The sequence below is a fragment of the Undibacterium sp. genome, from assembly GCF_030683615.1.
Lineage (GTDB): Bacteria > Pseudomonadota > Gammaproteobacteria > Burkholderiales > Burkholderiaceae_D > Undibacterium > Undibacterium umbellatum.
Genome location: NZ_JAUXQE010000010.1, coordinates 11942 through 35341, shown reverse-complemented (window position 1 = coordinate 35341; position 23400 = coordinate 11942). Strand labels below are relative to the sequence as shown.

21 protein-coding genes are annotated in these 23400 nt (G+C 51.6%); 12 read left to right on the top strand and 9 right to left on the bottom strand.

Features of this window, described 5'->3' with window-relative positions; translation table 11 throughout:
- The first annotated feature begins 453 nt into the window (after positions 1-453).
- A complete protein-coding gene (locus Q8K39_RS05835) occupies positions 454-1074 on the top strand; it encodes an RDD family protein (protein WP_305258684.1) in 621 nt (206 codons plus the stop codon).
- Between the two features lie 746 nt (positions 1075-1820).
- Here Q8K39_RS05835 and Q8K39_RS05830 read toward each other — a convergent pair.
- Positions 1821-3572 carry a DUF4214 domain-containing protein gene (locus Q8K39_RS05830; protein WP_305258683.1) on the bottom strand — a complete coding sequence of 584 codons (1752 nt, stop codon included), beginning with the start codon at positions 3570-3572 and terminating at the stop codon, positions 1821-1823.
- A 318-nt stretch (positions 3573-3890) separates the two neighbouring features.
- Between Q8K39_RS05830 and Q8K39_RS05825 the strand changes: the two genes are divergently transcribed.
- From Q8K39_RS05825 to Q8K39_RS05815, 3 genes are read left to right on the top strand one after another with little or no spacing between them, the layout of a single operon-like run.
- Positions 3891-4484 (top strand): purine phosphorylase, encoded by a 594-nt coding sequence (locus Q8K39_RS05825; RefSeq protein WP_186955114.1) that lies wholly within the window; start codon positions 3891-3893, stop codon positions 4482-4484.
- A gap of 9 nt (positions 4485-4493) precedes the next feature.
- On the top strand, positions 4494-5135 hold the full coding sequence (locus Q8K39_RS05820) for a Vat family streptogramin A O-acetyltransferase (RefSeq protein ID WP_305258682.1): 642 nt from the start codon (positions 4494-4496) through the stop codon (positions 5133-5135).
- 41 nt (positions 5136-5176) lie between these two features.
- Positions 5177-5506, top strand: coding sequence for a DHCW motif cupin fold protein (locus Q8K39_RS05815; RefSeq protein ID WP_186955116.1), 330 nt, complete (start codon positions 5177-5179; stop codon positions 5504-5506).
- 12 nt (positions 5507-5518) lie between these two features.
- Here the strand turns inward: Q8K39_RS05815 and Q8K39_RS05810 are convergent, their stop codons facing one another.
- Both Q8K39_RS05810 and Q8K39_RS05805 read right to left on the bottom strand, forming a co-directional pair.
- Positions 5519-6901 (bottom strand): NarK family nitrate/nitrite MFS transporter, encoded by a 1383-nt coding sequence (locus tag Q8K39_RS05810; protein WP_305258681.1) that lies wholly within the window; start codon positions 6899-6901, stop codon positions 5519-5521.
- 59 nt (positions 6902-6960) lie between these two features.
- Positions 6961-8205, bottom strand: coding sequence for a nitrate/nitrite transporter (locus Q8K39_RS05805; protein WP_305258680.1), 1245 nt, complete (start codon positions 8203-8205; stop codon positions 6961-6963).
- A gap of 297 nt (positions 8206-8502) precedes the next feature.
- On the opposite strand from Q8K39_RS05805, the gene Q8K39_RS05800 reads away from it, so the two are divergent.
- The 6 genes from Q8K39_RS05800 to Q8K39_RS05775 all read left to right on the top strand — a co-directional run bounded on the left by Q8K39_RS05800 (position 8503) and on the right by Q8K39_RS05775 (position 16139).
- Positions 8503-9738 (top strand): hypothetical protein, encoded by a 1236-nt coding sequence (locus Q8K39_RS05800; RefSeq protein WP_305258679.1) that lies wholly within the window; start codon positions 8503-8505, stop codon positions 9736-9738.
- Positions 9735-11357 carry a hypothetical protein gene (locus Q8K39_RS05795; RefSeq protein ID WP_305258678.1) on the top strand — a complete coding sequence of 541 codons (1623 nt, stop codon included), beginning with the start codon at positions 9735-9737 and terminating at the stop codon, positions 11355-11357. The genes Q8K39_RS05800 and Q8K39_RS05795 overlap by 4 nt, the downstream gene beginning before the upstream one ends.
- 390 nt (positions 11358-11747) lie before the next feature.
- Positions 11748-12257 (top strand): chemotaxis protein CheW, encoded by a 510-nt coding sequence (locus Q8K39_RS05790; RefSeq protein WP_305258677.1) that lies wholly within the window; start codon positions 11748-11750, stop codon positions 12255-12257.
- Positions 12258-12312: 55 nt separating this feature from the next.
- Positions 12313-14064 carry a methyl-accepting chemotaxis protein gene (locus Q8K39_RS05785; RefSeq protein WP_305258676.1) on the top strand — a complete coding sequence of 584 codons (1752 nt, stop codon included), beginning with the start codon at positions 12313-12315 and terminating at the stop codon, positions 14062-14064.
- A 278-nt stretch (positions 14065-14342) separates the two neighbouring features.
- Complete coding sequence (locus tag Q8K39_RS05780; protein WP_305258675.1) at positions 14343-15650, top strand: amidohydrolase family protein; 1308 nt, start codon at positions 14343-14345, stop codon at positions 15648-15650.
- 111 nt (positions 15651-15761) lie between these two features.
- A complete protein-coding gene (locus Q8K39_RS05775) occupies positions 15762-16139 on the top strand; it encodes a hypothetical protein (protein WP_305258674.1) in 378 nt (125 codons plus the stop codon).
- A gap of 71 nt (positions 16140-16210) precedes the next feature.
- Here Q8K39_RS05775 and Q8K39_RS05770 read toward each other — a convergent pair whose 3' ends face one another.
- The 6 genes from Q8K39_RS05770 to Q8K39_RS05745 all read right to left on the bottom strand — a co-directional run bounded on the left by Q8K39_RS05770 (position 16211) and on the right by Q8K39_RS05745 (position 21481).
- The gene (locus Q8K39_RS05770; protein ID WP_305258673.1) at positions 16211-16531 is read right to left on the bottom strand and encodes a hypothetical protein; all 321 of its coding nucleotides are present in this window, start codon (positions 16529-16531) and stop codon (positions 16211-16213) included.
- Positions 16532-16565: 34 nt separating this feature from the next.
- Positions 16566-17303: a S9 family peptidase gene (locus Q8K39_RS05765; protein WP_305258672.1), complete on the bottom strand. Its 738-nt coding sequence runs from the start codon at positions 17301-17303 to the stop codon at positions 16566-16568.
- Positions 17300-18850, bottom strand: coding sequence for an apolipoprotein N-acyltransferase (lnt, locus tag Q8K39_RS05760; RefSeq protein ID WP_305258671.1), 1551 nt, complete (start codon positions 18848-18850; stop codon positions 17300-17302). The genes Q8K39_RS05765 and lnt overlap by 4 nt, the downstream gene beginning before the upstream one ends.
- 13 nt (positions 18851-18863) lie before the next feature.
- The gene (locus tag Q8K39_RS05755) at positions 18864-19742 is read right to left on the bottom strand and encodes an HlyC/CorC family transporter (protein WP_305258670.1); all 879 of its coding nucleotides are present in this window, start codon (positions 19740-19742) and stop codon (positions 18864-18866) included.
- Between the two features lie 255 nt (positions 19743-19997).
- Positions 19998-20480 carry a cache domain-containing protein gene (locus Q8K39_RS05750; RefSeq protein ID WP_305258669.1) on the bottom strand — a complete coding sequence of 161 codons (483 nt, stop codon included), beginning with the start codon at positions 20478-20480 and terminating at the stop codon, positions 19998-20000.
- 170 nt (positions 20481-20650) lie between these two features.
- Positions 20651-21481 carry a helix-turn-helix domain-containing protein gene (locus Q8K39_RS05745; RefSeq protein WP_305258668.1) on the bottom strand — a complete coding sequence of 277 codons (831 nt, stop codon included), beginning with the start codon at positions 21479-21481 and terminating at the stop codon, positions 20651-20653.
- Positions 21482-21645: 164 nt separating this feature from the next.
- Here Q8K39_RS05745 and Q8K39_RS05740 point away from each other — a divergent pair, with 164 nt between their 5' ends.
- Both Q8K39_RS05740 and Q8K39_RS05735 read left to right on the top strand, forming a co-directional pair.
- Entirely contained in the window at positions 21646-22698 is a 1053-nt protein-coding gene (locus Q8K39_RS05740) for a PAS domain-containing protein (RefSeq protein ID WP_305258667.1), read from the top strand.
- Positions 22695-23336, top strand: a complete 642-nt coding sequence (locus Q8K39_RS05735; protein WP_186955130.1) for a response regulator transcription factor — start codon at positions 22695-22697, stop codon at positions 23334-23336. Before Q8K39_RS05740 ends, Q8K39_RS05735 begins: the two co-directional genes overlap by 4 nt.
- The last annotated feature ends 64 nt before the right edge of the window (positions 23337-23400 follow it).

Below are 23400 nucleotides of genomic sequence, written 5' to 3'. Positions count from 1 at the left end.
CAGTTGTTTCTTATATGGGCATGAACATCCTTTGCATTGTCCCTGTTTCGGCACAGTTGCAATTTTGCGACGTTGCCACATGCCAATAGTGTCGATATCGATAGTCTGGATTCTGGTCCCATTTCGCTGTTCAGCGGAGAATATTCTGTCATTTTTCTCAACATTCTTCCGCAGTGCGGCAAATGCGAGTGTCGTTGCAATTGTTAATTTTCTTTATGAACCTATATGTATTTGGCCTGGCCTTTGATTTCCTGCTAAAGCACTGGTATCTTTAGTCGCACACGAGTGCGTATTCACTTCAGACCTTGCCAGCAGATAAGCAAACATCCAATACCAGCGCCCCTGACTATGCAGACCAGGCAAGCCTGATTTTCATGCTGCACCTGAACAAAAGACGGACCGTGTAATATCTTGCAACAATTTTACCGTATGCAGCCCGATGCATGAACTATCATGGATCGGATTCCTTTCAATTTGACTTTACAAGCAAAGATGGATGCACTACGCGCACAATTGCATGACACTTACACGTCAAAAGAGACCGGGGACTTACTCGCGCTGGGCGTCAGGCCAGGCTTGCACGAGCATGAGTATGCCACGATAGAATCGGTACTGTCAGTGCGTGGCGTCGATATTTCAGCAGTGCAGGAACAGCGCCGCCAGCATCTGAGAACGACAGCAGTGGCCGATACCAAGGATGAAAAACTGGCTGGCGTATCCAAGCGTCTGATCGCTCAATTCATCGATACGGTAGGTGTGGCACTGTTGCTGGTGCTACTGGGTTTACTGATCACGGTGACCATGCCCAATCTGTTCAAACAAACCAACCGGGTGATCTTGATCTTGTGGTTGCTGTACCTGCTGTTCAAGGACGGCTTTGATGGACAGAGCCTGGGCAAGCGCGTCATGAAAATACGTGTGGTGCATGCTGACACTGAGCATCCCTGTAGTTTGCAGCAATCCTTGTTGCGCAATCTGGCTGTGCTCACGGTGGTGGATTGGGCGTTTGCACTGGGGCGCAAACAGTTGCGGCTGGGGGATATGCTGGCGAGGACCAAGGTGGTGAGGGAGTAGTGGGTGGAACTTATGCTTATTGCATAGTTTCGACACAACTTCACCAGACTCATCGCCCTGCAATGATAGTGAATCGTATTTAAGTCATTCCTGCGTGTTTTTGGCAGGAATTCACAGGACTAGCACTCCAGCGACGTTTGCAGCAAACTATTCGCTGCACGAACTTCATGCCTTGAGGAATTTTACGATTTAGGTATTTCAAATACCAGCACACGTCTTTTAAGACGTGCAGGCTGGGGGTAGCCCGGCAGCTAAATTCAATGCAATTTGAATCTCCGTTACATTGACGTTGCTTTTGACTTTGGGATTGCCTTTGATCTTTGCCGTTCCGATGTGTCGATGCCTTTGCTGCGAGGCAGAAAATGGAAAAAGAAATGACCGTTGTTTGAGCGAAGCGAGTTTCGGGCATTTCCCATTTTTTGACTTGCAGCAAAGGGGACCCCGCAGGGGCAGCGACGCCTCGGTCGCCTTTTTTCGCTTACTTTTTTGGCGAAGCAAAAAAGGTGAGTAGCTGCAGGGCTACCCCCGGCCTGCAATCATTGATTACGTGTGCAGGTATTTGAAAATCTAACTCGTAGAGTCTGCAATTTTGAATTTATTGCATTGCGCGGCATGCAACGAACGCCGCTGGAGTGCCAGCCCGGTGGAGCGCCAGCCCGGTGGAATGACATCACTATTATCATGGCATCTTGAAGATGAGCGCACCTGGTGACAGTAGCAAGATGCCTGTCATCGCAAAGCCATCATCACAAGAAATTCGTTACATCAAAACCCACCAGGCTCAGGTTATTGATATTCTTCAAGGTGCCTACCAGCACGATTTCATCCGGTGTGATGTTGTTGACATCCAGTTGATTGATTACATACCAGATGCTGGCGTCGCCAATGATGTCAGCGGTGATCAGCACCATCTTGCTGGCGACGGTGGGGCCGGTGTAGGCTTTACCAGTGCCAAACAGGGCGGCAAGTTTTGACGAATCAAGGGCATTGCCCTGTACGGTCAACACATCGCCATTGGCCCATGCCTTGGGTGTCGTGGCGGCGGCATTCACGGCGGCGATCTTGGTAGTTCCTGTCTTGTTCAGAAAGGCAGAGAAATTCAATACGTCGCCACCCTTGCCTATGGTGAAATTGGTGATGGTATCAACACCATTGGCAACCGGGGTGATGCCAAATACATAGGTGTCAACCGCGATGCCACCCTGCATGGTGTCATGGCCACCGCCACCAGTGAAAAAATTGGCGTAGCTGGAGCCCTGCAGCAGATTATTGGCTTCATCCCCTTTGATGGTGGTAGTCACGGTTACCTTGGTGCCTGAGGTACCTGTGCTTGTTCCGGTGCTGGTGGTGGCCGGTGCAATCTGGCTCAGATCAACATAATCCACCTGTCTGATGTCGCCACTCAGCAGGGCCAGTGGCTTGCTGTCGAGGGTCAGGGTGTCCAGATTCAAATCGATCACCAGAGGGGTGGTCAATGCGCCTTTGCCGCTCAATAGATGATTGGTTTCATTGAGTGGGATGTCGAGGTAGTTCACCTGTAAATCAGTCTTGACTGCATTCAGGATATTGGCGACCTTGCCGCCGATGAAAGCAGCGTTATCCAGTGTAACCGTCAGGTTAGCGACGTTATTGATACTGGCATGCGCAGTCGCCTTGCCGCTCAGCGTCAGCGTCGCCGTGGTATCCGTGGTCTTGACCAGAGTGCCAGTCAGGCCCGCAGGCACATTGGTGAGCTTGCCCAGGGCGGCGCCGATATTACCCTTGAAAGTGTCGCCAGTCAGGGTCAGGATGATACTGCTGGTCATGCTGCCATCATTGAGCTGTTGCTCGACAAATGCCGGTGCTGAATAACTGATACTACCTATGGTAGGTGTTACTTCCGATGCCTGCGCCACTTTCAGGACCAGTTGTTCTACATTGGTGGGGGCAGCCGCGGCTTCGGCAGCCGTGGGCATGCGCCCTATCAATGTCGTGTACACCACGCTGGCATATACCTTGGTTGAGGTAGAAATCTTGAATTCTTGCGACTGCGCAAACTGGTTTAGTATCTCACCACGCGCCATGCCGTTATTCATCTGCTCTACCCAGTAACTACGCCCGGCAGCATCGGCTGCACGTCCCAGCACATTTTGGTAAATCAGATCCAGATACTGCGAATTCGACAATTTTGCCCCGTATTTGGCGACAAACTCTTCAGAATGTGCAAACACGTCGGCAATCTGGCTATTGCTGCCACCATTCCTGTGAACCCCCATCCAGAACACAAAGCCATCAGTATCAGGAATGCGGTTAAACGCGGCAAGATACAGGCGCACGATCTGCTCGGCGGCAGGGCTGTATTCCGGTGCGATCAAAAAACTGTATTCCACTCCGGCACGGGTAAGCAAGCCAGAATCCAGACGCGAGGCATACAAATCCACCGTCTGTTGATCGGGTTGTCTGTCCCACAGTATCTGGAACAAGCCTGTGATAAATTCTTTATTGGTTTTGGCCATCATTGCACCCGCAATATTTGCAGCAAATGTTGAAATCGAAAAAAACGAGCATTCCTTGGTTTACGGCAAACTTTTTCAAAATTCCAGTGTCTCATGGCATGATGAAAAAATTCTCCTTCGGGAAACCAGGCAAATGTCTGGCTTGTCACACGGCAAAACCCTGATTGAAGCAGTAGATTTAAGGAGTATATGCCAAAAAATTTCAGCGCGATTCCTACAACAGCAGTTGAAAAGCCAGCCAATTCGATTTTGTTATCGCTGCATACTTGATAAAATATACATCATCCGCTCGTTGCCCTGACCAGCAGAAAGTACCACATCATGAAAATCGTCATTCTATTCCCTACCCAGACTGAAGCCAGCCTGTTCCAGCGCGAAGGCATCATCTCCATCGTCTCTGGCGTGGGCCTCACTGCCACGGCCCATGCAACCCTCAGGGCCATTTATGAATATGAGCCTGACATGCTCATCATGGCTGGCATTGCTGGGGCTTATCCGCATTCCAGCTTCAAGGTGGGGGATGTGGCGCTGGTAGAAAGTGAAGTCGAAGGCGACCTGGGCTTCTTTACTCCCGATGGTTTCACCCATCTGGCACACCTGCCCATCGATATGGAATTTGAGCGCCGCCACACCCTGAACTGCCCTTATCTGCCAGCAGGCACAGAGTTTTTGCGGGCGCGCAGCATGTCACTCAATGCTGCCATGGCCCACTATGTTGACACCGAATTCGTTGACCTGGAAAATATGGAAGGTGCCGCTTTCTTCTACACCTGCCTGCAAGAAGATCAGCCCTTCCTGGAATTGCGTGCCGTCTCCAACTTTGTCAATGTCGATAACGATGAATGGGATATGCAGGGTTCCATCAAGGCTATGACCAAGGCGCTGCATCAGCTACTCGATAACATACAACACTGATTTTTACTTATGCACGGACCAGACCCTTACAACAAACACCCCATGCAGGGTTTCCCTCAGGTTTGCTATATCAAGAATACCGTCAGCAACCCCAATATACTGATAGGTGACTACACCTATTACGATGACCCGGAAGATTCGGAAAATTTTGAGCGCAATGTGCTCTATCATTTTCCTTTCATCGGCGACAAACTCATCATCGGCAAATTTTGTGCCATTGCCCGTGGTGTCAAGTTCATCATGAATGGTGCCAACCATAATATGGCAGGGGTATCGACCTATCCCTTCCAGATATTTGGCAATGGCTGGGAAAAAACACCGATGGACCTGGAAGCCTTGCCCTACAAGGGCGACACCGTCATCGGCAATGATGTCTGGATAGGGTATGAAGCGCTGATCATGCCGGGCGTGAAGATAGGCAATGGCGCCATCATCTCTTCCCGCTCGGTCGTTGTCAGCGATGTACCCGCCTACACCATCGTCGGCGGCAATCCAGCCAAGCCGCTACGCCAACGCTTTACACCGGATGTCATCGAGACGCTGGAGCAAATTGCCTGGTGGGACTGGCCTGGAGAAAAAATCAGCCGCCATATCAGTGTCATCACAACTGCCGACATTGGTGCCTTGAAGGCCTGTGCGCAGGCTGAGTAATGTAACCGCAGCTGCTTCGTTTTATTCTTGCAAAGTTCACCATGAAAATTTCAGATATTCCCTTTGGTACCACAGACTGGTCTGCCATAGAAAAAACCGAACATCCCGGCATCACAGGCAAAGCCTTTTGGCGCACATGCAAGTTTGGTGATATCCGCGTGCGTATGGTCGAATACACCCCTGGCTACCTGGCAGACCACTGGTGCAGCAAAGGGCATATCCTGCTTTGTCTGCAAGGCGAAATGCAAACCGAACTCGACGATGGCCGCGTGCTGACTTTAACCGCAGGCATGAGCTACCAGGTGGCGGATGGAGCGGAGGCACACCGCTCATCCACCAGCACCGGGGCCAGTCTGTTCATTGTCGACTAAAGCAATGTTTCCTCAGCAAGGCATTTCTGCACCTTTGCGTGAGTAATACCACCAGGTAATCGCCATGCAGGAAATATAAAACGCGATAAACACATACAAGGCGGTATCTGGTGCGCCTGTCATCTTGATCGATGTACCAAAAGTTTGTGGGATAAAGAAGCCGCCATAGGCACCAATCGCCCCCGAGAAACCCAGCACAGCCGCTGACTCTTTGGCGGCTTCCACACGTGCCTGGCGCAAGGCGGCTTCGCCTTTGCCGAGCACGGCGCGTTCTCTCTCGGTCATGAAGATCACCGGTATCATGGCAAAGGTGGAGCCATTACCCAGGCCAGTCAAAACAAACATACAGATAAAAGACAGCAAGAACATCATGAACTGGTGTTCATGCAAGCCCGGCAAAATACCCAGCAAGATCACCGCCACCATCGCCACAAACACCCAGAAGGTCAGGCGGGCACCGCCCAGTTTGTCTGCCAATATGCCGCCAATGGGACGTGCCAGCGCACCAGCCAGGGGGCCAAGGAAAGCAAATTTGGCGACTTCCACTTCAGGAAACTGGGCCTTGATCAGCATCGCAAAGCCAGCAGAGAAACCGATGAAAGAACCGAAAGTGCCAACATACAACCAGCACATCAGCCAGTTATGTTTGCGTTTGAAAATCACCGCCTGGTCTGCAAACGAAGCTTTGGCAGAGGCGATATCATTCATGCCAAACCAGGCCACCACCGTGGCCACGACGATAAAAGGCACCCAGATAAACCCGGCATTGGCCAGCCAGAACATTTGATCCGTATTCGTTTTGGCCTGATGGAACAGGTAACCATCACCAGACACTGCGGCACCAAACATCGCCGAAGAAATGACAAACGGTGTCAAAAACTGCACCACGGACACGCCAAGGTTACCAATGCCGGCGTTCATGCCTGTTGCATAACCCTTGCGTGCCTTGGGGAAAAAGAAACTGATATTAGCCATACTGGAACTGAAATTGCCACCACCAAAACCGCACAGCAGCGCCAGCACCAGCAAGGTTGAATAACTGGTGGTGGGGTCTTTCAATGCAAAGCCCATGCCCAGCGCCGGGATCAGCAAACTCGCAGTAGAAATGGCAGTCCATCTGCGGCCACCAAAGACCGGCACCAGGAAAGAATAAAATATGCGCAGGGTTGCGCCCGATAAGGCGGGCAAGGCGGTCAGGAAAAATAGCTGGTCTTTGCTAAAGTGAAAACCTGCCTTATCCAGATTGGCTGCCACCACACTCCATAGCATCCAGACAGAAAACGCCAGCATCAGGCAGGGAATCGAAATCCACAAATTGCGGCTGGCGATACCGCTACCCTCTTTCCGCCAGAATTCAGAATTCTCTGGTTCCCAATGACTTAATACATGACTCATGTCGTACTCCTTTTATATCGTTTTGCTACGGATACTCAATAACCTGACTGCTTTATTGCTCACGCTGGCAAGGCTGCTTGCGCTGCCATCATGCCCTCGCGGCGGAACTGGAAGTGCATCCATACCAGCGACACGCAGACCGTGCCATACAAGAGCATGAAACAAGAACTGCGTACGCCGGTGATATCCACAATTGCACCAAACAGGATGGGCAAGACAAAGCCACCCAGACCACCCGCCAGCCCGACAATGCCGGACACTGCGCCAATATTGCTGCTGTAATCGTCAGAGATGAATTTAAATACCGATGCCTTGCCAACTGCCATGGCAATGCCAACCACGAACAGCAATATCGTGAACAGCAAAGGGGTCAGGCTAATGTGAAAACTTTGTGGCCCGCGTACAGTCTGGATAGTGAAATCAGTTTGTGGATAAGACAGCAAGAAGAAAGCCACCCAGCAAACCCACATCACCCACCAGGTCACTTTGTAAGCGCCATATTTATCTGACAGCCAGCCACCAAAGGCACGCAAAACACCGCCGGGCAAAGAGAAACAGGCTGCCAGCAGCGCGGCTTCTTTCATGCCAAAGCCATACTCAGTGACATAGTATTTGGTCATCCACAAACTCAAGCCGACATAGCCGCCAAACACCACCGAGTAGTACTGGCAATAGCGCCACACCTTGGGGTCTTTCAGCATGGACAACTGGGCCATGAAGCTGACATTTGATTTCACGTTGTGAGCAGGATCAGTGGCGGAAAACACCCAGAAGATCAGGGCCGCGGCCGCCATCATCACGGCATATACCTTGGGCACCAGGGTCCAGCCAGCCGCTGCAATCAACGCAGGTGCAATGAACTTGTTAACGGCAGCACCAGAATTGCCAGCCCCGAAGATACCCATGGCCAAACCCTGACGATCTTTCTTGAACCAGCGGGCAACATAAGGTGTACCTACCGAAAACGAGCCACCGGCCAGGCCAACGAACAAACCCAACACCAGGAAATGCCAGTAAGCCGTGGCATAACTGATCAGATAAATCGGGATTACGGTGAACAGCATCAGCAAAAAGAAGACGATGCGGCCACCAAACCGGTCAGTCCAGATACCCAATGGCACCCGTATCAAGGACCCGGTCAGGACCGGCATGGCCGTCAGCAAACCGAATTCTGTCTCGTTCAAATTGAGACTGGCCTTGATGGGGATACCAATCACCCCGAACATCATCCAGATCGTGAAACAAACGGTGAATGCCAGCGTACTGGACCCTAACACCGCATTAGCTTTGCCTTCCCTGGCCATGATTAACTCCCTATGCTTTTATCAGTACTGACAGCATAGGGACGCAGGCACAGGAAAGAAATTCGCCGTTAGGTTGTCAGGGTGCAGGCAAAAGGAGGGCTTGCTAGTCCGGAAGAACTAGCTGATAAGGACTAGTGAAGTGTCACAAACATTAACTACAGTCTTTGAACGGCGAGCAAATTCACACTACACGCCGGCAGTTTTTGGTCAGTATTGCAAGCATCAAAATGTTTTGTGCTATCATCGTCTTAAACTTTACATTACTGACGCCCGAGAGACCTCAGCACAGAGAGCACAATGCAGACCAAACTACTTTTGTCAGGCTTACTTTTATCTGCATTTTCTTCGGTGCTCGCCCTGTCTGGTTGCAAGGACAAGCCTGCCGCTCCTTCTGTCGGCACGGCAGTCAGTGCTGATGATTCCTATAAGGTCAGTCCCAGCCCCTTTGCGCGAGCTGCCTATTCCTGGTGTGATGCCACGCATCTGGCCATCACCGTCAAATCCAGTGACGAAACACAAGCACTGCGCAACTTGTACCTTGATCTTGCCCATCCTGACCAGGCGCAGCCTATAGAATTCAGCGACGAACAGGGCAAGAAGCCGCGTTTTTCCGTCGCTGATTGCCGCGACAACAAACTGCTGATCGCTGCTGAGAGCACAGGCAAATATCCAGGACCTCATTACCAGGATGACTTGTACCTGATGCCTCTGGGTAAGCCCGCGCAGTTGCTGATGGTGGCAAAAGACAGCCCGGCTACCCGCGTCAGCCTGTCCGGTAAGTATCTACTGGCCAGCATGCCGCGCACTCTGGATGGAAATGGCTACAAGCTGGACCCACAATGTACAAGATTTGCCAGCACAGAATTCAAGACCCTGTGCTGGGACGTGAAAGACAACGATATCCTGGCGCTGTCGCGCTTCGTCATCCAAAAATACCTGTGGCAGGACAGGGTGTCGGTACGTGTACCCGGTGCCGGTTTCAAGGACGTGCCCAATACCAAACCCGCCATGCAGGCTGAGGCTGGCAAGCCAGCGATAGAAAATGCCATCCTGCTCAAGGACCTGAACAATAAGCTCATCGCCCGGCTTGATGATGACCCACAGTTCGAGACTTACTGGATGACTTCGTATACCACCAATCCTGATGAAAGCATGTTGTATGCAGCCTGCAAGCGCAAGGGCAAGTCAGCTTTCACCACGGATTTTGACAAGGTTTGCCGCTATCGCCTGGACGGTGCTGCCCATGCCTGGGAAGAAGTATTCAGCTTCCCGCTGTCCGACCAGATTAAAAAAGGCATACAGGAAATCAGCATCGATGCAGGCGGCAACGTTTTCTTCTCCATGCCAGGCAGCAGCGGCAAAGAGGGGGGTATCTGGAAGTTTGATGTCGCCAAAAGCAGGGTAATTCAGATCGTGCCAGGTGAAGCCAATCAATCCGATGGCAAGCCCAGTATCTCCGCCGATGGCAAGACACTGGTTTTTGAACGTGAAGGTGCTCTGCACTTCGCCTATCAGCAAGGGGAAGCAAAATGAATGGTTTTGTCGGCAAGGAAGTCGCCCGCCAGGTTTCAGAAAATGTCTACCAGGGCACGTCTGGCGCTCAACTGCCGGCGGGGTATCAGATCGATAAGAGTTTTGCCAACAAAGGCGAATTCAAGGGCGATAACGGCGTGTACATGTATGCCTTGATGCCCACTGCAGACAATACCAGCGTACCCTCCAACACCCGCATACTGGGTATGCGCGGGACAGAAGGAAAAGCCACCGACGTCTATGCCGACATCGCCGATGTAGGGCATGGTCAGTTTGGTGCGGCGAAGCCTGCTGTCAATGCCTGGCTGGCCAATAACATCAAGGCTGGTAACAATATAGAAGTCACCGGCCACAGCCTTGGCGGCGCACTCGTGCAATGGACTGTCAATGACAAGAACCTGCAGGCGATAGCCGGCATACCCATGCCGCCTTCAAAGCAGGGGCTGCCCATGGCAGATATACAGTCGCACTTGCATTTCACGACCTTCAATGCGCCTGGCATATCCAAGGTGCCAGGGACTACGCCGCAAGACCGTACCAGCGCCATCAGTGGTGAACACCATGTCATTGCCTTTGAAAAAAAGCCCGGCGCCATACTGTACTCCGGCGATCCTGTACATTTGCTTGGCGGTGAGCATGTTGGCGGTGCCATGGTGGCGCACAGCCCCAATTATGCGGGTCAGAGCTTTATTGAAGAACATGTAGCCCATTCCATCGTTAATAAATCAGGTAACTGGAATGCCCCGGTGCTGCCACATTACAAGGCCCCGGCGATTGATGCCAGTGAATACCAGGCTTATGTCAAGACCATGATGGGCGCACTGGGCCAGGACGGCCAGCCCAAAAGCGAGTCACAGGCTGCTGCCAAAGCGGCATTGGCAATCTATCTGGCAGGCGGCAAGCTCGGCTATGAAACCATCAAATCGGGCGTTAATACAGTAATCGATTACAGCGATAAAGCCATCAACTACGCCAGCCAGACCGTCAAGCTTGGTGTCAATACCGTGGCCGATGCCGGTGGCAAAGCATATGAAGCAAGCGCCCATGCCGTCAAGAGCGGCTTCAATACTGTCGTCGATTACAGTCAAAAAGCCGCCAGTGCCACTGTTCAGACCGTCAAGCTAGGTGTCAACACCGTGGCCGATGCCGGTGGCAAAGCATATGAAGCAAGCGCCCATGCCGTCAAGAGCGGTGCCCATGCCTTGGTAGATTATGGCAGCAAAGCCGTCAATGCCACCACGCAGACCATCAAATACGGTGGCCATGTCGTGGCAGATACCGGGGCCAAGGCATACCACGCCATGGCTGAAGGCGGAGTCAAGGCATACAAGGTCCTGGAAGATACTGCCAAGTCTGGCGCTCATGCTGCGGTTGATTATGGCAGCAAGGCGGTCAATGCGACTGCTCATGCAGTCAAAGCCGGCACCAACATCGTGCTCGATGCCGGCAGTGCCAGCCTGGATAAGATGGCAAAACTAGGCATGGAGGGGCGCGCCATGCTCAGCAGGTCAGCGATGGATCTGGGCTTGCTGTCTGCGCCTTCGACACCGTCAAGCCGCATGGTAGAACGCGCCAACCCACCGCCTTCAGAGGCCGCCAATCACAGGGTCAAGCCTTAGCCACCTGTTGGCAGTCTGCCTGCGGGCGTGATAATGGTACATCAATAGAAAACGAGAAGCGGTCGTGCTGACTACCTGTGCGCTGCTTTTCTCGTATTTGTGTGAGATGGTTAAATCTAACAAAAAAATATTTCCATCAGGAAAAATTTCGTTTAATCTTCTTCATATGCAAAACCACTAAAAATCAATTGCACATTGATCGAAGATATCCCTTCAACACTAATTTGATTTTTGTCGTTCTCGTTGCCCATCCCCCGCAACGAAAAAAGCAGCCACCAACGGCCTAAATCCGCCGCGTTATAAATCCTGTATTTTTTATTCTGTTTGCTCTACGTTTGAGACCAGGTCTCTGCAGGCATTCAGCACACGGTTCAAACGAAAGGAAGTCTCATGTCCGCACCACAGCACATTGAACAATCCGCAGCCAAGCAAATCCAAGCAGATCACGGCGCACAAGAATATCTGGTATTCACCCTCGGCCAGGAAGAATATGGCATCGACATACAAATAGTGCAGGAACTGCGCAGTTATGAAGCGGTGACCAATATTGCCAACTCGCCTGACTATATCAAGGGTGTCATCAACCTGCGCGGCAACATTATCCTCATCATAGATTTACGCCTCAGGCTGGGTTTGCCAGTGCGTTTTTATGACCAGTTCACCGTCGTCATTGTCGTCAACCTGGGTGGACAGCAACTCGGCATCATTGTCGATGGTGTCTCTGATGTAATTGCCCCTCAGTCTGATGAAATCCAGTCAGCGCCGCAGCTCGTCAGTATCAATGAGGCTTGCCGCTTCAAAGGTGTGGCAACCATCGACGACAGAATGATCTTGCTGACTGATATCAGCCGCCTGGTCGCCACCAATGACATTTGTTTGCTTGAAGAAGTTGCTGCTTGAAGCCGCCCTTAAGAGACAAGTACACCGACTTAATTCCATTCCTCTGGAGTAGCAAATGAATATCAAGAACTTGAAAATTGGCCAAAAACTCGGCCTCAGCTTTGTCATCATCGTCTCATTATTGTTAATCATCTCCGTCATTGCCTACCTGCGTGTAGATCAACTCAAAAATGAGCTGGACCTGACGAACAAGGATCGTTATCCCAAGATTGTCCAGGCGCATATCATCAAGGATGAATTGAATGAGATAGCACGCAATATGCGCAATATCCTGTTGATGACAGATGCCGAAGCCCTCAAGGTTGAATATGCCAATATGGATGAATCCACCACCATTATCACCAAGGCGATAGAAACGCTGGATAAAACGATCACTTCCAAGCGGGGGCGCGAAGACCTGGATGCATTGCAGGCTGCGCGTCAGCAGTTCTTGGCGGCGAGAGTAAAATTTAGCCAGGTGGCCCGTGACGGCAACAAGGAAGAAGCACTCGTCCTGTTGCTTAAAGAGGTGCGTCCTGCTCAAATAAAATATTTTAACGTCCTCGGCGATTTGATCACCTATCAAACCAGCCTGATGGAGGCGGCAACCGCAGAGGCAGAAACCATTGCCATACAAACCAGAATAATCATCATCGGCCTGAGCACGGCAGCATTGTTGATCAGCAGCCTCCTGGCTTTCTTCACAACCCGTCTGATTACCCGCCCCATGCATGAAGCAGTGGCACTGGCAAACAAAGTGGCCGGTGGCGATTTGTCTTGCGATATCCAAGTTACCAGCACGGACGAGACTGGCCAGTTATTGTTGGCGCTGAAAGGCATGAACGACAGTCTGGCAAGCATAGTTGGTGAAGTGCGCGCTGGTACTGACACCATTGCCACCGCATCAAATCAGATTGCAGCAGGCAATATGGACTTGTCCTCCCGTACAGAAGAACAGGCCGGCTCACTCGAAGAAACCGCTTCTTCCATGGAAGAACTGACCTCTACCGTCAAGCAAAATGCAGACAATGCGAGACAAGCCAATCAGCTGGCAGTGTCAGCCTCTGACGTTGCCCAAAAAGGTGGTGATGTTGTAGCGCAGGTGGTGCAAACCATGGTGTCTATCAATGACTCCTCGAAAAAGATTGTTGACATCATCGGCGTCATCGATGGCATCGCTTTCCAGACTAATATCCTCGCTCTGAATGCAGCAGTAGAGGCAGCCCGTGCAGGTGAACAAGGTCGTGGTTTTGCCGTGGTGGCAAGTGAAGTGCGCAATCTGGCACAACGTTCTGCAGCCGCAGCCAAAGAAATCAAGACCCTGATCAGTGATTCCGTAGAAAAAGTAGGTGCGGGCACCAGACTGGTTGACCAGGCCGGTGCGACCATGGAGGAGGTGGTACAAAGTGTGCGTCGTGTGACCGACGTGATTGCTGAAATCAGTGCGGCCAGCAATGAACAAAGTACTGGCATAGAACAGATCAACCAGGCCATTGTCCAGATGGATGAAGTCACCCAGCAAAATGCATCTCTGGTTGAAGAATCCGCTGCTGCCGCAGAATCCATGCAAAACCAGGCCAGCAGCCTGTTGCAACTGGTGGCAAGCTTCAAGCTGGGCGCTGGTGCCATCCAGACTAATCTCAATGTGGCAAAGGAAACGGTAAGGCAAAGTATCAAACCCGCAGCCAGCAAGTTGAGCCTCAAGACCCTGACACGCGGTGGAGCAACAGTTTTGAATATCAAGAAAGTGGCTACTAGTGTTAATGTGCGGCCAACCCGGCAATACGCCAGTGCCAATGCGACAAATGGAGAATGGGCAGAGTTTTAAACTGACAGTGCTCTGATTCTCGTGAAAAAGCCAGGCCTTGCCTGGCTTTTTTGCGCCGTTTTTTTGTAAGAATACTATTTGTCGCACTAAATTCGGATTCTTTCCAACAGATGAAGCTGACATTCCGCTGCTTTTCAGACAGGCGACTGCTGCATTGACACGCACCAGCAAAAACGGCCATGTCCCAGCGCGCGTAGGGCTGTGCTATATTCCCAGCGAATATTTGTGTACTACTTTATTGGTCTTTTCGCACTCTATCCATCATCCGGGAACATGGCATGTACAAAAACAAAGCACGCAATCTCGTTCACACCATTCTGTTTTCCAGTCTATGCCTGGGCAGTAGTTTCCTGCATGCTGAAGTCAAGCCGCTGCCGCTGGAAACCATCGCCATCAAAGCTGGCCGTTTGCTGGATGTGGAAAACGGCAAGGTCTTGCGTGACCAGCTCATTGTGATAGAGGGCGAGCGCATAATTGCCATCGCGCCCATCGCTGGTACGCCAATTCCAGCCACAGTCAAAGTCATCGACTTGTCCAAATCCACAGTCTTGCCCGGCCTGATCGATGCCCATACTCATTTGACCAGCAACCCACGCCAGCATGGTTATAGTTCACTGGGTACATCTACTGTACGCGGCGCCCTGTACGGCGTCAGGGCCGCACGTGACACTTTGCATGCAGGTTTTACCACCGTGCGTGATGTTGGCTCAGAAGGTTTTGCTGACGTTGCCCTGCGGGACGCCATCAATGATGGCGATTTTCCTGGCCCGCGCATACTCGCGTCCGGCTATGCCCTGGGCATCAAGGGTGGCCATTGCGATAATAATTTGCTGCCGCCAGAATACAATGATGTAGGTAAAGGCGTGGCTGACGGCCCATGGGCAGCACGCAGTAAAGTGCGTGAAATGGCCAAATATGGGGCAGATGTCATCAAGATTTGCGCCACTGGTGGTGTCTTGTCCAAAGGGGATTCTCCTGGCTCGCAGCAATATACGCTGGAAGAAATGCAGGCCATTGTGCAGGAAGCGCACAAGCTGGGTCGCAAGGTTGCCGCCCATGCCCATGGTGCCAGCGGCATCAGTGACGCCATCCGTGCGGGAGTAGATTCCGTCGAGCACAGCAGCCTGATAGACGCAGAAGGCATCAAATTAGCCAAACAACATGGCACATGGCTGGTCATGGACATCTATAATGACGACTATATTCTCAGCGAAGGTGAAAAAGCTGGTTTCTTGCCAGAATCGCTAGCCAAGGAAAAAGAAATAGGCCAAAAGCAACGCGATAATTTCCGTGCTGCCCTGCAAGGCGGTGCCCGCATGGCCTTTGGTTCAGATGCTGGCGTCTATCCGCATGGTGACAATGGCAAGCAGTTTTATTACATGGTCAAATATGGCATGACACCCATGCAAGCCATACAGGCAGCCACCATCAATGCGGCAGATTTGCTGGGTTTGAAAGACAAGCTCGGCAGTATCAAGGTCGGCAAACTGGCAGACATCATTGCTGTTGATGCAGACCCGCTGGTGGATGTGACCAGCCTGACCAAGGTGAGTTTCGTCATGAAGAATGGCAAGGTGTATAAGTAAATTTACAACATCAAGACCTCTCACCACAGAGGCACAGAGAAGGTCAGAAGAAAACCAATAGATCATGGTTATTTGATTTTGACTTCTCGTTTTCCATTTTAGAAAGTAGCAATGAATCAAAAACTCAGCATAGATGAATACGACGCACTGGAGCAATTAAGCAAGCTGCCGCGCAATACCAAACCGAATGCCTGTATCAGCCGCAATGCCAAGCGCCTGTGCGGCATCAAGTTCATGACCTACCGCAAGGACGGCACACTGGAACTGACCGATGCAGGCAGACAAACCCTGTTCATCAAACAATGCATCGATGGTTTGCGCGCGATTGCCAACGACCCGGACGCCACCCTCCCCGGCCCGGTAGCCACCTTCCTGGGAAAAAAAGCCCACGTCGAAGTCAATGCAGAAACAGGCAAGATGACAATTACCCAGCGGGGTCTGGAATGCCTGGCGGATATTGATGCGCAGATGGCGCAGGGGAATAAGTAAGCTTAGAAGTGGGGGGTCGGGCTTTTTCAAAGCATCTCAGGTAATTACCAATGCGTACGATTACGCTTGCGCTAATCGTACCGACCTGAACTCGTCAGCTCTGTACATGCAAACTCTATTTCACCGGTTTCGATTAAGCTTGCAACTGTTTTACGGATCGTCTCTTCATCAATGGACTCAACGACTATCATGTCTGCTGCCCATACATAGGTGCCATTCGCGCACTCTCCCGTGGTACGGAATTTCTCTAAAAGATGCTTCAGATTGCGAAGCGTAAAAAAAGTCGCCGCAAATTTTCTGCCATCAAACAAATCAATTTGAACGTCAATATTCTCATCTGCTGCAGATAATACTTCATCGATTGCATGACTTGTTAAAGAAAAATTCTGCATTGGGTTTTCTCAAATCAAGTCAAGCATTTCAACATTAAGCCGACAATCCATGCAAGGCCAATAACACAGCAGGCCAGGCATTGCTTTGCGGATCAATCACAGCAAAATGCCCGGCATCGGGCAGCAATACCAATTGCGTTTTGGGAAAAGCCTGACAGTAAGCTTCAGGCACAACTGGTGGCACAACTTTATCGAGGCTGCCTTGCAGCACTGTCACTGGCACTGCTGGTGCGGGTAACTGCATGGGGTCGGCGTCCGGGCGTTCAGCCGGATTTTTTCCTAGAAACTTCAACACTGCACCATCACCCAGTTTCAACTCATGCGCCATGCGCAGATCAGCAGCAGGAGCCAGGGCAAGCACACCTGTCAGCATTGGTGTCGCACATTTGACTGCAGCCCACAGTACCAGATGCCCACCGGCAGAGTGCCCGATCAATATGATCTTGCCATTGTGTTGCGCCACTTGGTGTGGCAGCTTTTCTATCGCGCTGGCAATATCTTCCAGGCTGGTGTCAGGCTTGCCGGGGGTGCGGCGATATTCTGGCGTGATAACCGTCCAGCCTTCTGCGGCCAGCGCGCTGGACATCGCCTCGGTATGCTGCCTGTCATATTCTGGTTTCCAGAAGCCGCCGTGTATCAACATCAGCAGTGGGCGCTGTGCGCCATCCTTGCCAAAGCGTATGTCGGCTACCTGGTCTGCATGGCTGCCATAGACCAGGCTGTGGTCAGGCGGGTTGCCCTTGCGGGTCAGGATGGAAAGGTCTTCTGTCATTTTTTTACTCTGCGCCCCAACAAAAACGCTACAAAAATCCCCAGCGCTGATAAACCTAGTGCACCGAGGTTGCCGATGAGGATGTAGGGTGTGATGCCGGTATAGCCCTGCACAGTCGCTGCCAGCACGGCGCGGGTATTCTCAGGCAATAATTGCTCTACTACGCCACCTGGGACTATGACAGCAGTAGCACCGGTATTGGTCGCCCGCAGCATGGGGCGGCCAGTTTCGAGGACGCGCATCTGCGAAATCTGCAAATGCTGGGGGATGGCGAAAGAATTGCCGTACCAGGCAAGATTGGAGGCATTCAGCAAGATGTTGGCGACAGGCTGGCCTGCGGCATGTTGGGAGGATAATTGCGCGGCGATTTCTTCACCGAACAAATCTTCATAGCAGATGTTGGGCAACACCCACTGGCCAGATACTTTCATGGCTGGCTGTATCGGGCCAGAGGTAGAAAACTCACCCATGGGGATGGACATCATTTTCACGAACCAGCGAAAACCTGGCGGGATAAATTCACCAAAAGGCACCAGATGATGCTTGTCGTAGCGGTAAGGCTGGGCATACTGGCGCGACATGCCAAGCACGCTGTTTGAGTATTGCTCACCGCCATCATGCACGCCCACGCCAAGGATGACGGTACTGGCTGTATCTTGCGCAAAGGTGTTCAACAAGGGCAGATAATCGGGCGGCAGTTGCGAAGTCAGCATCGGCAACGCGGTCTCTGGCGTGACGATGAGGTCTGCCGGGGTTTGCGTGATCATGTCGTGATACAGGGCCAGCGAGTCGTTCAGATGTTCCTGGCTAAACTTCATGTCTTGCGCAACATTCCCCTGCAACAGGCGCACCTGTATGGACTGGCCTTGTGGACTGGTCCAGCTGATTTTCTGCAAGCCAAAGCCAGCACTAAATACGGCAATCACCAAAGCAGGCAGTGCCAATTTTTCCCTGCGGCTACCATCCGTCACCAGCAACAGCGCCAATGCTGCAGCCAGCAAGGCATTCAGCCAGCACAACCCCAGCACACCGATGACAGGAGCGAAACCGGCCAGCGAGCTATGGGTATGGGCATAGCCAGAGATAGTCCAGGGAAAACCGGTTAAAAAGCAGATGCGCAGCCATTCAGCCACAGTAAACAAACCGGGCAAGATCAGCAAGCCAGCGACGGTAGAAGAAATTTTCCAGCGCTGTTGCAGCCAGCGCATGCCCCAGGCGGCGGCAGCCAGATAGATGGACAAGGCCCCGGTCAGGAACATCAGGGCCAGCAGGGACAATACACCGGGCAAACCACCAAAGACGGTCATGGCGTACACCAGCCAACTGGTGCAGGCTGTCAGCCAGCCCAGGCCATACCCCCAGGCCAGCCAGCCAGCGCGTTTGCGGCTGATGGCGCGATCGCCTTCACGCAAGACCTGGCTGAACAACAGCGCCAGGCTAACGATCTGTACAGGCCAAAGATGGAAAGGCGCAAACGACAATACATTCAATCCCCCTGCTACCAGCATCAGCAGGAAGGATGAACGTACAGAAAGTGAAGATAACAAAGACTTTGCAGCCTTAATCATCGGACCTCACGGCAGGTCTTTGTTCCACCAGCAGCATTTGTACTTCACGCGCATCGGCGCGCAAGACTTCAAAGTACAGGTTGCCTATCGAGAATTCATCGCCCATATGCGGCACCTCGCCCATATAGTCAGCCACATAGGCACCGATGGTTTCAGCATGGTCAGACCCCAGCGTCGTGCCCAGGGTGTTGTTGAATTGCTCAAGATCGGTCCAGCCCTTCATGCGCCAGCGTTTGCCATTACCCTTGCCTTCCAGCGCCAGGATATTGTCTTCTTCTTCCTCGAAGTCATATTCATCTTCGATATCGCCGACGATTTGTTCCAGCACGTCTTCAATCGTGATGAGACCAGAAACGCCGCCGTATTCATCCACCACCATGGCAATGTGATTGCGGTTGGCACGGAAGTCGCGCAGCAGGATATTGAGGCGCTTGGATTCAGGGATATAAATGACAGGGCGCAACATGTCGCGCACATCAAATGCATCCGAGGCGTAATAGCGCAGCAAGTCCTTGGCGAGCAAAATGCCGACGACCTTGTCCCTATCACCATCAACAGCCGGGAAGCGGGAATGCGCTGTCTCCAGCACTTCGGGCATCCATTCTTGTATGGGATTGGAAATATCGATGACATCCATCTGCGCGCGCGGCACCATGATATCGCGTGCGCATAGGTCAGATACCTGGAACACCCCTTCTATCATTGCCAGTGCATCGGCATCGATGAGGTTGCGTTCTTGCGCGTCATGCAACACTTCCAGCAGCTCGGCGCGGTTTTCAGGTTCAGGAGAAATCAGGGCGGTCAATCGTTCAAACAATGACCTATGGGGTTTAAGGTCAGATGGTCTGACCTTACTAGAGTGCTCTTGCATAATAGGCTTAACGCCGTTGTTTCAATCCTACAGAATACAACAAATGTAGGGAGTTTCCCAAATTTTGCAGTACTTAGTTGCAAAAAATATAGTGTTTTCATGCCGAAATCGAGAAATTTCGCTAAAAACAGACAAGCGCTCAAAAAAGCATCACAGCGTCATGAAGCTGTCATCATTGTCGCCTGAAAGACGTGAAAACCAGCTGACAAGGGCAAAAAATTGCCTCTGTCAGTTGGTGTAAATGAGATCGGACGTTTATTTGGTTTTCAAAAAATGATACCCGCAGGCAATCAGCAAATCATCGACTTTCTCTACATAAGTGAGCTTGGGTTCCAGTTGCTGGGTCGCCGGGTTGATGAAGGTGTACTCCGCACTCCAGCCAGAATTACCCTTTTCTACTGCCTTGTAAAAACTCTTGATGATTTCGACACCATTCTGGTCTTTCAAATCCATGATGTTGACGCCTATCATTTTTTTCAGGGCAGTATGCGCCACAGCCGTGCCCTTGGGATCGAGTACGATCAGGAATAATTCCCTGTCCCTGAATTGTCCAGCCTGGTCGCTGAATGCTGCTAGCGACTTTTCGCGGCCATTGGCTTTATAAAAAGCCACCGCTTTTTTCACCATCGCCACCGCCTCTTCCTTGGTGGCCCTCTCTGCTGCCTGCGCCATGCCTGACCATGCCAGCACGCTGACTGCTATCATTACGGAAAAAAACCACTTTTGCAGTTGTTTCATTTTTATTCCTTTCAAGTGCAGATGAATTAAGCCAGCCTGGCACAGCAAAACAGGCAAGCCGCTGAACACAAACGAGACGACGGTTTTATCTTATGCAACTTTGCAAGCAGTCAATAAATAGTGTGATTGATTTCACGATGTTTTTTATTTGAGGCGGAACTGATTTCAAGTTAGTTGGCAATTTTCCCATGACGCCAGGGCACGGTTTCTGATTCAACTTCCGGCTCGTCCTGTTCAAGCACACAGTCCAGACTGTAATTTGCCACTTGCAAAGGCAGGCTGGTCTGCACTGTCAGTTGTTCCAGCTCATCTTTTTGCACACCCAGCACCAGCAGATTTTTTTTCACGTCACCGAGCAAACCTTGCAAAAACCTTGGCAAGTTGTCTGCATGACCAGCTGAGGGCAGGCATAACCAGCGCAAGCTTCCCCGCCCATTAATGGCAGAAATGATTTCACCCGCTTGATTACCGAGTGTAGGCGGTATTTTTCGACTCAACCAGCAAAGCTCAGGTAGTGGCTGTGCCTGTTGCTTTTTTGAGCGAAATTCTTGTATTTTTTTCCTTGCCTGATCTGCATTTTGCAATTGACGGCTGGCATAACCCCAGCGCTCCATGTAATGACTGACAGTACGCAGAGGCAGGCTGACACCGGTTTGTTGCCGCACCAACATGGCCATGGCATCCCGCCCCCACAAGTGATATGCCAACCCATAGGCCGATGGTGCAGCATCTTCTATCATGCCTCTCAGGAGTTGCTCCTGTACCGCAGTCAGCAAGCGTTGCTGGCCATTTTTACGGCCGCGCATGGCGGGCTGCGGGACGACATTGCCAGCCTGCTCATAGAGCTTGATGATTTTAACGACACCGCTATAACTCATATTGAGTTTGCTGGCGATACGCGCCCTGCCCTCTCCCGTCAAATGCAGGGCGACAACTTGTTTCCTGATGTCGTAAAGAGTATCGTCACTAAGACTGCGGATATCTGTTTTTTCTGCGTTCAAGATAATAGACCCGGCTGGACAAAGATGCGGAGCTTAGTGCACACAGGGTGGCGAGCGCATGTGCAGGAAGTCATATGACTTTTCACACATGCAATGCTTGGGTAAGACCAGTACAGTGCGGATTTTTCGCCAGGTACGCAAAGAAGAATGCAGCGAGGGTCAACATGGAAAGCAAGGAAACCAGCAATGCCAGCCAGGATGTGGCAGCACTGGCCCTGTTCGTCATCGACAACTCGCCTGCCATGATGGCTTACTGGAATGCGAATTTGATTTGCCAGTTCTCCAACGATGCTTATGCTGACTGGTTTGGCAAGTCACGTGCAGAAATGAAAGGCATTGCCATGCGCGATGCCCTGGGTGAAATCTTTACGATGAATCGCAAGGAAATTCAAGGGGCACTGGCGGGCGAAAAACAGGTATTCGAGCGTGCCGTGCGCGTTGCCGATGGCAGCCTGAGACATAGTCTGATGACTTATACTCCACGCTTCAAGAGCGGGAAGGTACATGGCTTTTTTGTCCATGTGGCCGATGTCACGCCACTCAAACTGGCCGAAGTTGAACTCAAGTCCGCCTATGCCGAATTAAAAGCTACCCAGATACTCTTGAGTGATGCGGTACGTGAAAATGAAAGAGTGCGCATCGCCCGCGACTTGCATGATGTCCTTGGTCACCACCTGACAGCGCTGAATCTGCATCTTGATCTGGCGCTCAGGCAAGCTTTGGAACAAGACCAGCATGCAGCAAGCAGCAAATCACTGGCCATTTCACGCGATCTGGCGCAAAACCTGTTGAACCAGGTACGCACCGTGGTTGCCATGGAACGCAGCAATCATGTCAGCGATGTGCGCCAGGCCTTGCAGTCACTGTGCAGCGCCATACCTGAGCCTGTGGTCACACTGGAATTTGCCAGCAATGTCGAACTGCAATGCCCGGTGATGGCACATACGATTTTTAGTTGCGTGCAGGAAGCCATTACCAATTGCATACGCCATGCAAGGGCCAAAAAACTGCATATTCACCTTGCCCGCCAGCAAGATGGCATTGTTTTACTGATGATGGATGATGGTAAGGGCATCAGCAAGGATGAACAAGGCCATGGCTTGGCCGGCATGCACGAACGTGTCGCCGAGCTGGCTGGACGCATGCACATCAGCAGCCAGGCGGATGAAGGTTTTCACATCCACATCTGGTTGCCACAAAAAGAAGTACAGCCATGATACGCGTCATCCTGGTCGATGATCAAAATCTCATCAGAACCGGCATCGCCGGCTTGCTAGCCATGCTGCCGGATATACTGGTCGTAGCAGAGGCCGCCAACGGCGAAACCGCCATTGAACTGATAGAGCAATTGCAGCCAGACGTGGTTTTGCTTGATGTCAGGATGCCAAAAATGTCAGGCATAGAAGTCTTGCAAGAATTAAATGCGCGCCAGCACTTGCCAGCGACCATATTACTGACTACCTTTGATGATGACGAAGCGCTGTTTCATGGCATGCGCGCTGGTGCCAAGGGCTTTTTGCTCAAGGATATCTGCCTGGAGAGGTTGAGTGCCGCCATTCGTAGCGTGGCCCGTGGCGAATCCCTGTTCCGGCCCGCGATTACCGAGCGTGTCTTGCATGGCCTGCAAGAACTGGCACCTGCCTATGTGGCAGAACAATTGCACGACCCGCTGACGCAACGCGAAATCGAGATCCTGGCTCTGATGGCGGGAGGTTTCAACAATCGTGAAATTGCCGACGCACAAGGCACCAGTGAAGGCACAGTGAAAAACCAGGTATCGAGTATATTGTCTAAACTGGCTGTGCGTGACCGGGTGCGGGCAGTTTTGCGCGGACTTCAACTAGGGATCATTTAAATTTCCCTAAATTACACTATTCACTGCCACATTTTTTTTCAATTACCATTGAGCATCAATCACC

Coding starts and splice junctions, on each gene's coding strand:
- Q8K39_RS05835 (WP_305258684.1), top strand. CDS start 454: ATGGATCGGATTCCTTTCAATTTGACTTTACAAGCAAAGATGGATGCA.
- Q8K39_RS05830 (WP_305258683.1), bottom strand. CDS start 3,572: ATGATGGCCAAAACCAATAAAGAATTTATCACAGGCTTGTTCCAGATA.
- Q8K39_RS05825 (WP_186955114.1), top strand. CDS start 3,891: ATGAAAATCGTCATTCTATTCCCTACCCAGACTGAAGCCAGCCTGTTC.
- Q8K39_RS05820 (WP_305258682.1), top strand. CDS start 4,494: ATGCACGGACCAGACCCTTACAACAAACACCCCATGCAGGGTTTCCCT.
- Q8K39_RS05815 (WP_186955116.1), top strand. CDS start 5,177: ATGAAAATTTCAGATATTCCCTTTGGTACCACAGACTGGTCTGCCATA.
- Q8K39_RS05810 (WP_305258681.1), bottom strand. CDS start 6,901: ATGAGTCATGTATTAAGTCATTGGGAACCAGAGAATTCTGAATTCTGG.
- Q8K39_RS05805 (WP_305258680.1), bottom strand. CDS start 8,205: ATGGCCAGGGAAGGCAAAGCTAATGCGGTGTTAGGGTCCAGTACGCTG.
- Q8K39_RS05800 (WP_305258679.1), top strand. CDS start 8,503: ATGCAGACCAAACTACTTTTGTCAGGCTTACTTTTATCTGCATTTTCT.
- Q8K39_RS05795 (WP_305258678.1), top strand. CDS start 9,735: ATGAATGGTTTTGTCGGCAAGGAAGTCGCCCGCCAGGTTTCAGAAAAT.
- Q8K39_RS05790 (WP_305258677.1), top strand. CDS start 11,748: ATGTCCGCACCACAGCACATTGAACAATCCGCAGCCAAGCAAATCCAA.
- Q8K39_RS05785 (WP_305258676.1), top strand. CDS start 12,313: ATGAATATCAAGAACTTGAAAATTGGCCAAAAACTCGGCCTCAGCTTT.
- Q8K39_RS05780 (WP_305258675.1), top strand. CDS start 14,343: ATGTACAAAAACAAAGCACGCAATCTCGTTCACACCATTCTGTTTTCC.
- Q8K39_RS05775 (WP_305258674.1), top strand. CDS start 15,762: ATGAATCAAAAACTCAGCATAGATGAATACGACGCACTGGAGCAATTA.
- Q8K39_RS05770 (WP_305258673.1), bottom strand. CDS start 16,531: ATGCAGAATTTTTCTTTAACAAGTCATGCAATCGATGAAGTATTATCT.
- Q8K39_RS05765 (WP_305258672.1), bottom strand. CDS start 17,303: ATGACAGAAGACCTTTCCATCCTGACCCGCAAGGGCAACCCGCCTGAC.
- Q8K39_RS05755 (WP_305258670.1), bottom strand. CDS start 19,742: ATGCAAGAGCACTCTAGTAAGGTCAGACCATCTGACCTTAAACCCCAT.
- Q8K39_RS05750 (WP_305258669.1), bottom strand. CDS start 20,480: ATGAAACAACTGCAAAAGTGGTTTTTTTCCGTAATGATAGCAGTCAGC.
- Q8K39_RS05740 (WP_305258667.1), top strand. CDS start 21,646: ATGGAAAGCAAGGAAACCAGCAATGCCAGCCAGGATGTGGCAGCACTG.
- Q8K39_RS05735 (WP_186955130.1), top strand. CDS start 22,695: ATGATACGCGTCATCCTGGTCGATGATCAAAATCTCATCAGAACCGGC.